The sequence below is a fragment of the Persicimonas caeni genome (assembly GCF_006517175.1).
Lineage (GTDB): Bacteria > Myxococcota_A > Bradymonadia > Bradymonadales > Bradymonadaceae > Persicimonas > Persicimonas caeni.
In genome coordinates, this window is sequence record NZ_CP041186.1 from 5,060,322 (window position 1) to 5,072,329 (window position 12,008).

Consider the following 12,008-nt stretch of genomic DNA (forward strand, 5'->3'; position numbering starts at 1 on the left):
TATTTAACCAAAAGGAGCGATGGTCTGCACGCCAAATGTGCCAGAAAAAGGCACTTGTTCGTCGCGCGGGCCCTCTTGGCCGTCGGCCAGCTTGTAGGTTTTGGGGCCGACCGACAGCTTCGAGCCGTCGGGGAAGGCCTTGTTTTGGGCGATCATACCCGCGGCAATGTCCATGAGGCGGAAGTAGGCGGCGTTCATCCCCTCGTCGATGGGCGTCTCGAGTTCGGGCAGGCCGAAGGCGGTCAACCCGCGGGTGGCCATCCAACCCTCTTCGTGCCAGGCGTGCACGCACAGGTTGGCCAGGTTCTGGGTCTGGTCGAGGTCCATGGTGATGACCTTGATGAACCGCGGCGAGTGCAGCGTGACCACGCCGGGCATGAAGATGCCGGCGGCGCCCGCCTCGATCATCGTGCTGGCGATGCGCGCGAAGTGGCGGGCCGCGTCGGTGCCGCGCTTGGAGCCGCCCTTGACCACAAAGCGCCACGAGGCCTTGTGCTCCTTGAGCATGACCACCTCGGTGGGCGTGTAAGGCTCCTTGCTGGTGCCCGCGAGCGTGTGCAACTGCTCGAGCGGCTCCTCGACGACGAGCACGGCCTCGACGCCGTCTTCGAAGACGACGCGACCGCGGGCGAGGACGCCCTCTTCACCCTCGACGGGCTCGACTTCGTAAGTCGCCTCCTCCTGCCAATGCACGGCGTGGGTTTCGGTGAGCACGTCGGTGTTCTCGAGCCCCCAACTGACCGGGGCGACGCCGACGAACGAATCTGGTGTGGCTTTGTCTGTATGTTGCATGGTGTGAGTGGTGGCTATGGGGCGTGATTCACCACGGAGAACACAGTGAGCACGGGGAACTACTTTTTCTCTCCGTGGCCCCGTGTGCACCGTGGTGAAATCGCAGTTTAGGGGCGTTTGAACTTGCGAATGCGCAGTTGTTTTTCGAGTCGCTCGAGCACCGTTTGGGCCGCGGTCGCGTCGGCCTCGGACGACCCGGCGAGTTGCTCGGGCGTCAAGCCTGCGAATAGCGCGGGGGTGACGGTCTTGTCGAGCAGGATCATCTTGCTCTGCGACGGGTCTTCGAGGCGCAGCGGGGTGGCGCCGGTCGACGGGTCGATGGCCTCGAGGGGGACGACGTCGCGGGCGTCCGAGGACGAGGAGAAGGTCTGCCACTCGGCGTCGGCGCCGGTGCGGAAGCGTCCGCGCAAGAGGAGGCTCTTTCCGACGATGTCGGCGGTGTCGAGCGCGCTCAGGTTGCGCACGTCGTCGTCGGCCGGCGAGACGACCGCGTAGATTCGGCAGTAGTCGCCCAGCGGCGGGGCGATCTCGCCGACGATGCGCGCCTTGCCCTCGGCGAGCAGGTCTTCGACGAACGGCGTCCCCAGCCGCGTCGCCGAACTGGGCACGTGCGCCCAGGCCGTGCCGATGAATAGCTCTTCGAGGCTGCTCCCTTTGGACGCCTGCTCGGGCTCGCACAGGTGCGCTTCGATGCCCGAGACGACCAGGTACGCCTCCTGAATCTCGATCTCGGCGCCTGCGTCGGTCGTCAGCGTGACCGGGCCGCCCGGCTCGAGGTCCTCGAGCTCGTGGATATAGCCGAAGCTCATCGAGGCGCGCGGCGGGCGCTCCTTGGCCTGGGCTTCGAGCCGGCGTTTGAGCTCGGCGTCTTTGTCCTCGGGCTGGCAGGCGGTGAGGGGGAGCGCTGCCAAGATGAGGATGAGTAGCTTTAAGGAGACGTGTTGCATGAGTTGATTCGAAGTTGTGGGTGTTGCTTTTCTTGGGGCGCCCCATCCGCCTCGCGCTGTAGCGAGTTGAGACGTGGCAGCTTTGTGGCGCCCCCCATCCGCCTCGCGCTGTACTGCGCGCTCGGCACCTTCCCCCGGGGGGAAGGGTTGCCTTAGCTATTCTGGACTACGTTGCTCTTCGCAAGGGCATCCCTTCCCCCCGGGGGAAGGTGCCCGTAGCGAAGCGAAGGGCGGATGGGGGCGCCGCCAAGCCGCCACGTTCAATTCTGAAGTTGAAACCTACACGATTTCTCCCCATCTTATAACAGGGGCGCAAACGGTGCGCTTCCCGGGACATTCACCATCCCATCGGGGCCAGGCGATCGGCGATGGAACATATCGAAGCCTTATTGCAAAGCGCGAGTTATTTCGGAGTGATCAAGAAGTTGATGGCGATGTCGCCCACCGACATCGCCGTGCTCTTCCTCGTCTCCAAGCCCGCCTTCATCCTGACGGCGGGCGTGGCGGTGTTGACCTCCCGGAAAAAAGACGGCCCGCCGCAGTTGTCCGAAGAGGGCGGAGCGGCTGGACTTTTGCCGGATTGAGGTAATCTGAAGTGTCTGAATTGGAAAATAGCGGTAAGAGCAAACTCGGCTACCTCATCGTCGCCGTGTCGGTCATCGTCGGCATCGCCGCCGTCGGCGCGGTGGGCTATCTCTCCGGCGCCGGCTGGTTCGGCTATCGCCAGATCATGTACGGCAACGCGCAGGTCTACCTGCTCAATATGGGCGACGAACCGCTCGAGGTGACCGTCGAGGAGCGCGAGAGCGTCGAAGTGCCCCCGGAGGACGCCCGCGCGGTCGACGTGGTCGGCGGGGAGTCGCAACTGGTGGTGCGCAACGCAGCCGGCGAGGTCGTCGAGCGCCACACGGTCTTCGTCGACAACTCCCACGCCCTGCTCAAGCTCACCAAGGACGGCTGCCTGGTCGCCTCGGATGTCGGCGCCTTCTACGGGCGCGGCGGCGAGGGCCTCGAGTTCGTCGAGATGATCGAAGAAGAGCAGCAGCTCTACGTCCCCGGCACCACCAACGTCATCTGGCCGCGCCAGACCTTCCCGCGCAAATTCGCCCGCGAGGGCGGCGACGCCATCTGGCTCGAACTCGTCGGCTGCTCGCTGCTCGAGCAGGAGGAGTTCTTGCGCGCGTATTTGGATGTGCGGTTGGGGAATCGGCTCAAAAAGGCCAAGGGAGCGAAAGAGTGAAAGAGTGAAAAAGTAAAAGAGTAAAAAAGTGAGTTCACTCCTTAGCTTCTTCACTCCTTAGCTTTTTCGCTCATCCACTTTCGCTCATCCACTTTCGCTCATTCGCTTTTGGCTCTTTCGCTCGCCTTACTCATCCACCACCCCTTCACCTGTGGGGCCGTCCACGCGATCGGCGCGGGCGGAAGCGAATTCAAAAAGTAGCTGCCGTAGCTCTTGTTGGCGATGCGTGAGTCCAGAATCGCCACGATGCCGGTGTCGGTGCGCGAGCGAATCAGGCGGCCGAAGCCCTGCTTGAGCGTCAGCGCGGCCGAGGGCATCGACAGGTCGCGGAAGGAGTTGCCGCCGCGGGCCTCGATGTCGTCGAGGCGAGCGCGGGTGAGCGGGTCGGAGGGGTTGGCGAAGGGGAGCTTGTCGATGATGACCAGGCTCAACGCCTCGCCCTCGACGTCGACGCCCTCCCAGAACGAGCTCGTGGCGAAGAGCACCGAGTGGGTGTCCTTGCGAAACTTGTCCAACAGCTCGGATTTGGGCGCGTCGCCCTGCTTGAGGATGGGGTAGTCGAGCTTGTACTCGAGCAGCTCGTGCACCGCGTTCATGTTCGAGTAGCTCGTAAAGAGCACGAACGCGCGGCCCTCGGTCACGTTGGTCAGGTACTCGACGATCAGCGCGACGTTGTCGGCGAAGTCGTCGGAGTTCGGCGCCGGGAGCTTTTTGGGGATATACAGCGCGCACTGCTCGCCGTAGTCGAAGACCGGCTCCAAGATGAGCTCGTCGACCTCGTACTCCTTTTTGTCGGGGACGGTCATCCCCATGCGCTTTTTGAAGAAGTCGAAGTGGCCGCCGGTGGTCAGCGTCGCCGAGGTGAACACGAGGGTGTCGTGGGTGTTCAAAAGCTTGTGGCGCAGCAAAAACGCGAGGTTGATGGGCGAGGCCTGCAAGAAGACGCCGCTGTCTCGTTTTTCGACGAGGTAGGCGTAGCGGCTCTTCTCCATGGCCAAGATCATCTGGACGTCGAGCTTGATCTCGAGGCAGCGTTCGGCCAGGCGTTTGCCGCCTTCGCCCAGGTCCGAGAGCGCCGACACGGCGTTGTGCAGATCGCTCAGCGCGTCGCGCAGCTCGAGGTGGGCCTCCGAGATCTTTTCGGACTGCGAGCCGTCGAGGACTTCTTCGAGGGCGTAGCGCCCGTCGTAGAGCCCGAAGCTCACGTGGGTGAAGAAGTCGGTGTAGACCGTCGATAACTCGCGTAGCGCCTCGTCGACGTCGACGTCGTCGATGTCCTCGCCGTCGAGGGTGCGGCGGATGTCGCCGATCAGGTCTTTGAAGCGCCAGTTCGAGACCTGCATGCCGAAATACGAGGTGGCCACGTTCTCGAGATGGTGGGCCTCGTCGAAGACGACCGCGTCGTACTCGGGCAAGATCTCGCCGAAGCCGACGTCGCGCAGGGCGAGGTCGGCGAAGAAGAGGTGGTGATTGACGACAATGATGTCGGCGTGCTGGGCGCGCTCACGCGCCTCGAAGATGAAGCACTCTTCGTAGAACGGGCATTTCTGGCCCAGGCAGCCCTCCGAGCCGACCGACAGGTCGCTCCAGGCGGCGTAGTCGTCGGGAAGTCCCTCGATCTCGGCGCGGTCGCCGGTGGTCGTCTTGTTGGCCCACTGCATGATCTTGGGCCAGTGCTTGGCGTCCTCGCGGTTTCGAAACCGCGGGCGGTCGCGCATCTCCTTGAAGCGCTGCAGGCACAGGTAATTTCGCCGCCCCTTGAGCTGGACCATCTTGAAGGGACGGTGCCAGTGCTTTTGCAAAAAGGGCAGGTCCTTGTTGAAGAGCTGGCCCTGCAGGGCCTTGGTGCCGGTGGAGACGACGACGCGCTTGCCCGACAACAGCGACGGGACCAGATAAGCGAGCGTCTTGCCGGTGCCCGTGGCGGCCTCGACGATCAGCGGGCGGCGCTTGTCGAGGGCGCGCTGGATGGCGCTGGCCATCTCGACCTGCTGCTCGCGGTACTCGTAGTTGGCGTGGACCTCGCTGAGGAGTCCGCCCTTGCCCAGAATGTCGTCGATAGATTGTGTCACGCTGAACTATCTATTTGTTCAGTAGTTTCCAGATCTCGTCCCAGTCATTTGGCGTGACATGAGCCCAAATGTCAACGTCCTCGCCGCTGATTTCTTGGGCTTCCTCGGGTGTCGAGCCGTGGCCAGGGGAGCAGACCCAGATCGATTCGGCCTTGCGGCCCGACGGAGGACGCACCCCAATGCAGGGCGACTCGCCGCGGCGGCGAAGCTCGAGGCTATGCTCGCCGCGGTCGACGAGCACGCGGCGAAGCTTTTTGCCGTCTTCGCGCAGGATGAAGCGCTTGCCGTCGTGGACGAGCTCGCCCTGGGTCTTGGCGTCACGTACCTGCTGGGTACGGGCGCGCTTGAGGCGGCCGAGGAGGCTGCGCTTGGTGATCTCGGACATCGGCAAAAAGAGGGCGGACGCCATGATGGCGGCGCCCAGGAGAATCAGCCCGAGCTCGCCGCCGAAGATCATGATCGCCAGGCCGATGCCCAAGATGAGCACGCGGATCTGCTTGGCGTTTTGGCGGCCTTTTTTGGTGGCGCGGTGGGAGGGAAAGAAGCTGATGAGGGCTTCGATGGGCTTGAGAAGTACGCCCCAGGCGGGGGCGTACTTCTCTCGCCGAATCAGCGTGGCGGGGATGGTGAGCTCGTCGCTCAATGCCCGTGCCCCGTTGCTTGACCCGGTTCCGGGTGGATCTTTTCGACCTTCATGATGATGGCCATGATCCAGGCGATCGGGCCGGCCGCGAAGCTAAGCAGCGCGCCCAGCTTGAGCATGTCGCCGGTGCCCGGCGGAAGCTCCCAACCCTGCGCGGGCGCCAGACCGAGGGCGACGGTGGTCACGAACAACGCCACCGTAAAGCCGATGCCGGCCACGCAGCCGAGCACGAGGGTCTGGGGGAGCGTCATCGGCTTGGGCAGGCTGAGGCCGAATTTGCTGCCGACCCACGAGAAGCCGAAGATGCCGAAGGTCTTGCCCAAAAGCAGGGCGCCGAAGATGGCCCAGGTGGCGCCGCCGCCGAAGGACTCGCCGCTGAGGAACACGCCGGCGTTGGCCAGACCGAAGGCGAGCAGGCCGACGTCGACGATGGGCGCGAAGAAGTGCTCGAAGTGGTTCATCGTGTCGTCGTGATGCGCGCTCTCCTCCTCGGCGGACTCGAACAGACCAGCGTCGCGCTCGCCGTGCGGCATGAACGGCACGATGGGCACTAGCGCCAGCGCAGCGTGCACGCCGGTGTTGTGCAGACCGATCCACGACAGCACGCCGCCGATGATGGCGTAGGGCCAGAAGTTTTTGACGCCCATGCGGCGCATGCCCTCACAGATCGCCATCGCCAGCACCACCAGGCCGAGCCACTCGATGTGGACCTCGGGGGTGTAATAGACGGCGATGATCATCATGCCGATCATGTCGTCGAGCACGGCGAGCACCAAAAGGAAGGTGACCGCCGGGTGGGCGCGTCCGAAGATCAGGCCGGCGAAGAGCCAGCAATAGGCGATATCAGTCGCCGTGGGCACCGCCCAGGCGGCCTTGGCCAAGTCGGGGGAGAGGCCCAGCGCGGCGTGCAGCGCGAAGAACGCTGCGATCGGGCCGAGCACGCCGCCGGCAGTGGCGATGGCCGGCATGGCTGCTTTCTTGAGGCTCGACAGCGCACCACCGGGCAGGAAACTCTCGGAGACCTCTTTTCCGGCGATGCCGAAGAAGAGGACCATGAAGATGTCGTTGACCACAAAGTGGAAGCTGACCGGGTGCTTGGATGGATCGTACTCGGTCTTCATCCACTCCATGGCTCCTTCGACGCCGCTGGCGAAGAGCACCGACAGGGGCGCGTCCATCACCGCCTTGTAGGTGTCGGGGTCGAGGTTGGCCCAAATGAGCGCGACGACCGTGCCGAAGAGCAAGAAGGCCGAAAAATCGCGCAGGAGTTTGAAACTGCTCTTGAGAATATCCATCTGTATCATCGATTCAATCCAGACGTCGTCGGGAGATTGTGCTGTTTAATCGCGGTCGCGGGCCTCTGGCACGCTCGTGTAGAGCGCGCGCAGCGGGTCGGCCTCGTCGCCGTAGATATAACCGGGGCCCAGCCCGATAGGCTGCTCCCCGAGTGCATCGGCGAGGGACTCGCCGGAGTCGTTCTTTCGCCAGCTCATCTCCTGAGCCTGGGCATTCTCCCACTGAGCCTGCAGGACCAGCAGGTCTTGCAGATTCTCCGGGAGCCTGTCGGCAAAGGCGTAGAGCACGTGGCCGGCGACCTCCGCATCGTGGGTGGCCCGGTGGGCCTCTTCGAGCGGAATGCCCAGCTTGTCGGCGATGGTTCCGAGGTTCTTGCGGCGCAAGTTCTTGTAGAACTGGCGCGCAAAGATCAACGGGTCGAAGGAGGGGGCTTCGTCAGGCCAAGCCAGGCCGCAGCGTTCGAGTTCGGCGGCCACAAAACCCTTATCGAAGCTCAAGTTGTAGGCGACGATGCCCACCCCTTGGAGTCGCTGGTGGATTTCGTCGGCTACCTCGGCGAAGGTCGGCTTGCCCTCGAGGTCTTCGGGCTTGATGCCCGTCAGTTCGACGACCTCTTCGGGGACTTCGCACTCGGGGTCGATGAGCTGGCCGTAACTCTCGACCACCTCACCTTGTTCGAAACGAATGATACCCACCTCGATGACGCGGTCGTTTTCGCTGTCGAGACCGGTGGTCTCGACGTCGATAACCGCGAGGGGCAGGTCCTTCCATTTTTGGGGCCACTGGGACACGCTTTCGGCCTCGATTTTTACTGCAGTTTTTGGCTGAAAAAGCCGTTCCGGGGCGGATTGTGCCATTAAGGGACTGTAGGCACAAGGGTGGGTCCGCAACACGGTTGCACCGCACCCACACCGCACATAAGATTCGACCATCGACGAGACTCTGCAACCCCACATTCACGTCATGATCCGAACTTTTTTCACGCTCGCCGCTCTCGCCCTCGTGCTCCCGGCTTGTCAGGCCGATCAGAGCGGCACCAACGCCGTCAGCGGCACGGTGCTCGACCAGCGCTTCGACGGCATGTCGGGCGTCGCCGAGTTTATCGGCGGGGACTATATCGTGACGCTGTCGGACGATCCGAATTTCACGTGCACGTCGAGCCCGCTGGGCGACTATCTGACCGTCGAGATGTTCAATATCGACGGATCGGGTGGCTTCGACGCGTCGGGCAACGTCACGTTCAACGAGATCGCCGGTGGCGTGGTCGAGCAGGAGGCCGCGCAGTCGGGCTCGTTCGACGTGACCGTGATGAGCGACGTCGACGGCGGCGAGGTGTTGCAGGGGAGCATCGACGCGATCGGGCCGACCAGCTCGGTCGGCGGGTCGTTCGAGGTGCCCGTCTGCGATTGAGGAGAGTTTTCCGTCAGTCGGAGGTTTCGGCGCGCGCCAGCCGGCGCAGCAAACCTTCGACGAACTGATTGGCGCCGGCCAATCCTTCCCAGTTGATCTTGTCGAGGGTGTCGCCCGGCACGTGGTAGTCGGCGTGGCGCCCGGACGTGATGTTCACCCCCCGAAAACCGAGTTCGACGAACGAGACGTGATCGCTGAATCGCTCGGTGAGCGCTTCGGCGCGGATCGTCAGCCCGGCGTCGCTAGAGGCAGCGTCGAGCAAGGCGACGAGCGCGTTGTCGGCGCCGTGGGCAACTTTGAGTTCGCCCTCGCGCAGCCGGCCGAGCATGTCGAAGTTGACGACGGTGCCGCCGCCGTAGGTGTCGACGAGCTGGCGCGCCAGGCGTCGTGATCCGCGCAGGCCGAGCTCTTCGCCGACGGGGGCGGCGAAGAGGATCGGCGGCCGGCCTTCGGGAGGCGTGGCCGCGAGCGCGCGGGCAACCTCGAGCAAGACGGCCACGCCCGAGGCGTTGTCGTCGGCGCCCGGATGCAGCGCGGGGACTTGCCGGCTCAAGCTTCCGGCGTGGCCATAACCGAGGCCATCGTAATGGGCGGTGACCACGATCGGTGTTTGGGGGGCGTCGGAGGTGCCGGCGATGCGGCCCACGATGTTGTAGAGGGTGGCGCTCGTTCGGTCGAGCGTGAGATCGCCGCGCACCGTTAGCTCGAGCGAGCGGCTGTGCGGCTCGCCCGAGTCGTCGATATCGCGCTGGAGTTGCGCCAAGTCGACGCCCGTCTCGCTCAAGATGCGCGTGGCCGACTTTTCGCTCAAGTAGCCCGCCGAAATACCGGTCAGCGGCAGGGCGGGGCGAAGCGTGGGCAATTCGTCGGCCGCTTGTTCGGGTCGATCGCCATGGCCGCGCGGGTCGTTGACCAAAAGGAGCGCGCGAGCACCGTTGGCGAGGGCGACGGCGGCCTTCGAGCCGGCCGAGAGGAGGTAGCCGCGCTCGTCGGAGGTGAGCGCCTGGACGTGTCCAGCGGGGGCGCCGGTGAGCGCGACGACGACTTTGTTACGCACGTCGACGCCGGCGTAGTCATCGTAGCCGACCGACGGGGCCGACAGCCCGTAGCCGACGAAGACGGCCTCGGCGTCGAAGCTTCCGTCGTCGCTAAAGCTCGCCGGGGCAAACTCGACGTCGCCCGCCAACACATGCTCGCCGATGGCGAGGGAGAGGCTTCGCGACGGCTCCGAGCGGACGACCGCCTCGAGCGGGCTCAAATAGCCGTCTTCGCCGGCCGGCTCGAGCCCGATCTCCTGCATCTGCTCGACGATATAAGCGCGCGCGGCGTCGAGCCCCTGCGAGCCGTTGCCACGGCCCTCCAATTCGGGCGCGGCGAGCGTGGTCACGTGCGCCTCGAGGCGCTCTTGAGTCGACTGGGCATGCACCGGGCGGCCTAAACCGGGCACCGCACATACCGCCGCGGCTACCACCACGCTCCCCACGAGCTGTCGCCATCGTTGCTGCACAGACACTCCAAGAACTACAAATTCACCACGGGGACACGGGGAGCACTGGGGAACAGAGAAAAAGTTCTTTTCTCCGTGTCCCCCGTGTCCCCGTGGTGAATCACGCCTTTAAGGTCGGCCCAGGCCGGTTGCGGAGCGCACGCGGTCCATGACCCCTTCGACGACCGGGCGCACCTTGGCGGCGCCGTGGGCGAGGACCTCTTCGAGGTACTCTTCGTCCTCGCGAAGGTCGACGTACTTTTCGCGATAGGGCGCGAAGTAGTCGACGAGCTTCTCGTACAGCGCCAGCTTGGCGTGGCCGTAGCCGTAGTCGCCGCCCTCGTAGTTTTCGCGCATCTCCATGATCTCGTCGGCCGACGAGAAGAGCTTGTAGAGGGCGAAGACGTTGCAGGTGTCGGGATCTTTGGGATCCTCGAGCGGCGTCGAGTCGGTCTCGATCGACATGCACTGCTTCTTGAGCTTCTTGGGGGGAAGCAGCGGCTCGATCAAGTTGTTGTACGACTTCGACATCTTGCGCCCGTCGATGCCCGGCACCACGGCGACGTCGTCGCGCACCTTGGCCTCGGGCAGCTTGAGGTAGTCGCCGCCGAAGGCGTGGTTGAATTTCTGGGCCATGTCCCGAGTCATCTCCACGTGCTGGATCTGATCTTTGCCGACCGGGACGATGTCCGAGTCGTAGATCAGGATGTCCGAGGCCATGAGCACCGGGTAGGAGAAGAGCCCGTGGCTGATCTCCTTTTCGCGGCCCTCGTCTTTGGCCGCTTTGTAGGCGTGAGCACGCTCGAGCAGCCCCATATGGGTCACGCAGTCGAGCATCCACGTCAGCTCGGTGACCTCGGGCACGTCGGACTGACGGAAGAAGGCGGCCTTTTCGGGGTCGAGGCCGAAGGCCAAAAAGTAGGCCGTCAGCTCGTAGACCGAGTGGCGCAGCGCCTTGGGATCGTGCACGGTCGTCAGCGCGTGGTAGTCGGCCGCGAAATAAAAGGACTCGTATTCGTCTTGCAGATCGATGGCAGGACGAATCATCCCGAGGTAATTCCCCAGGTGGGGAAAGCCGGTCGGTTTGATACCTGAGAGACTGCGTTTTTTCGCCATGGTTCTTCGGGTCGTTTGGAGTTGAGCTAGCTACGGCGTTCATAGCACGAGGCCAGCGTAGTTGTCATGAATCTGATTCGTTCCTAGTATACCGGCACTGACCGATTCCGAACTCGAGTAGGAGGCGCCAAATGACTCGCCACATCGTTTCGACGCTCATCGCAGCGTATCAACTCTTCAGCACGGGTTTGAGCAGCGCCAACTCCGGCTATCAGCCCCCGTCACAACCGCCGCGCTCGGGCGGAAGTGGCCAGGGTGAGAGCGCCTCGGGTTTGGCGATCGCCACGCTCGCGCTGGGCATCGGCGCCTGGACCTACTTTCCCATCTTGGGTGCCTGGATCGGCGTGATCACCGGGTGGATCGAGCTCAAGAGGATCGAGCGCGGCGAGAGCCCGGCCGCCGGCGAGACATTCGCCAAAATCGGCTTCTGGCTCAGCGTGGCCAGCATCGTGTTCAGCGTGCTCGGAAGCTGCGCGGCCATCGCGCTGATCATGTTCGTCTACGGCAGCTTAGCGGCGCTGCTCACCGGCATCGGCCTGGCCGGAGCCGTCTGAGCTATTATCTGCAGACATCAAAAAAGCCGGCCTCCAGGGCCGGCTTTCTTCGTTTCTTGGTCTGTCGTCAGACTGTCAGACCGCGAAGCTCGTGCCGCAACCACAGGAGCGTTTGGCGTTCGGGTTGCTGAACTTGAACCCGGCGTCCACCATGCCGTCCTGCCAATCGACCTGGGTACCGTTGAGGTACAGGTAGCTCTTCGGATCGACGTAGACGTTGACGCCGTGCATGTTGAAGACACGGTCGTTGTCGTTGGGGCTGTCGACGATGTCGAGCACGTAGTTCATGCCCGAGCAACCGCCCGCTTTGACACCCACGCGCAGCCCATAGTCGCTGTCGGGGTCGATGTCATTGTCGCGCATCATTTTGACGGCCTGCTCGGCCGCTTTTTCGCTCAGTGAGATCATCGGTCTGGCCTCCTGCGTTATTAACTGGCTCACCGGTCAAAGAA

General features: G+C 63.7%; 13 protein-coding genes. 4 read left to right on the top strand and 9 right to left on the bottom strand.

The genetic code is table 11. The features are described 5' to 3' along the window. Window positions 1-3: 3 nt before the first annotated feature. Complete coding sequence (locus FIV42_RS18680) at window positions 4-792, bottom strand: hypothetical protein (RefSeq protein ID WP_141199155.1); 789 nt, start codon at window positions 790-792, stop codon at window positions 4-6. A 107-nt stretch (window positions 793-899) separates the two neighbouring features. Further along, window positions 900-1,739: a hypothetical protein gene (locus FIV42_RS18685; protein ID WP_141199156.1), complete on the bottom strand. Its 840-nt coding sequence runs from the start codon at window positions 1,737-1,739 to the stop codon at window positions 900-902. 368 nt (window positions 1,740-2,107) lie between these two features. Between FIV42_RS18685 and FIV42_RS18690 the strand changes: the two genes are divergently transcribed. Together FIV42_RS18690 and FIV42_RS18695 are read left to right on the top strand one after the other, a co-directional pair. Further along, entirely contained in the window at window positions 2,108-2,323 is a 216-nt protein-coding gene (locus FIV42_RS18690) for a hypothetical protein (protein ID WP_141199157.1), read from the top strand. Between the two features lie 11 nt (window positions 2,324-2,334). Then, window positions 2,335-2,979 (top strand): hypothetical protein, encoded by a 645-nt coding sequence (locus tag FIV42_RS18695; protein WP_141199158.1) that lies wholly within the window; start codon window positions 2,335-2,337, stop codon window positions 2,977-2,979. 98 nt (window positions 2,980-3,077) lie between these two features. On the opposite strand, the gene FIV42_RS18700 is transcribed toward FIV42_RS18695, so the two are convergent. The 4 genes from FIV42_RS18700 to FIV42_RS18715 are packed head-to-tail and all read right to left on the bottom strand — an operon-like array spanning window position 3,078 to window position 7,781. After that, the gene (locus FIV42_RS18700; protein WP_222615265.1) at window positions 3,078-5,051 is read right to left on the bottom strand and encodes an ATP-dependent DNA helicase; all 1,974 of its coding nucleotides are present in this window, start codon (window positions 5,049-5,051) and stop codon (window positions 3,078-3,080) included. Window positions 5,052-5,061: 10 nt separating this feature from the next. Beyond that, window positions 5,062-5,694 carry a hypothetical protein gene (locus FIV42_RS18705; protein ID WP_141199159.1) on the bottom strand — a complete coding sequence of 211 codons (633 nt, stop codon included), beginning with the start codon at window positions 5,692-5,694 and terminating at the stop codon, window positions 5,062-5,064. Continuing rightward, entirely contained in the window at window positions 5,691-6,989 is a 1,299-nt protein-coding gene (locus tag FIV42_RS18710; RefSeq protein ID WP_141199160.1) for a Na+/H+ antiporter NhaA, read from the bottom strand. The genes FIV42_RS18705 and FIV42_RS18710 overlap by 4 nt, the downstream gene beginning before the upstream one ends. 45 nt (window positions 6,990-7,034) lie before the next feature. Continuing rightward, window positions 7,035-7,781 carry a 3'-5' exonuclease gene (locus FIV42_RS18715; protein ID WP_168210751.1) on the bottom strand — a complete coding sequence of 249 codons (747 nt, stop codon included), beginning with the start codon at window positions 7,779-7,781 and terminating at the stop codon, window positions 7,035-7,037. A 172-nt stretch (window positions 7,782-7,953) separates the two neighbouring features. Here FIV42_RS18715 and FIV42_RS18720 point away from each other — a divergent pair, with 172 nt between their 5' ends. Continuing rightward, window positions 7,954-8,400, top strand: a complete 447-nt coding sequence (locus tag FIV42_RS18720) for a hypothetical protein (protein ID WP_141199162.1) — start codon at window positions 7,954-7,956, stop codon at window positions 8,398-8,400. A 13-nt stretch (window positions 8,401-8,413) separates the two neighbouring features. Here the strand turns inward: FIV42_RS18720 and FIV42_RS18725 are convergent, their stop codons facing one another. Both FIV42_RS18725 and trpS read right to left on the bottom strand, forming a co-directional pair. Next, window positions 8,414-9,907, bottom strand: coding sequence for a M28 family peptidase (locus tag FIV42_RS18725; protein ID WP_141199163.1), 1,494 nt, complete (start codon window positions 9,905-9,907; stop codon window positions 8,414-8,416). A 108-nt stretch (window positions 9,908-10,015) separates the two neighbouring features. Next, window positions 10,016-11,002 carry a tryptophan--tRNA ligase gene (gene trpS, locus FIV42_RS18730; protein WP_141199164.1) on the bottom strand — a complete coding sequence of 329 codons (987 nt, stop codon included), beginning with the start codon at window positions 11,000-11,002 and terminating at the stop codon, window positions 10,016-10,018. Window positions 11,003-11,133: 131 nt separating this feature from the next. On the opposite strand from trpS, the gene FIV42_RS18735 reads away from it, so the two are divergent. Then, the gene (locus FIV42_RS18735; protein ID WP_141199165.1) at window positions 11,134-11,556 is read left to right on the top strand and encodes a DUF4190 domain-containing protein; all 423 of its coding nucleotides are present in this window, start codon (window positions 11,134-11,136) and stop codon (window positions 11,554-11,556) included. A 75-nt stretch (window positions 11,557-11,631) separates the two neighbouring features. On the opposite strand, the gene FIV42_RS18740 is transcribed toward FIV42_RS18735, so the two are convergent. Beyond that, window positions 11,632-11,964, bottom strand: a complete 333-nt coding sequence (locus FIV42_RS18740) for a HesB/IscA family protein (protein ID WP_141199166.1) — start codon at window positions 11,962-11,964, stop codon at window positions 11,632-11,634. Between the last annotated feature and the right edge of the window lie 44 nt (window positions 11,965-12,008).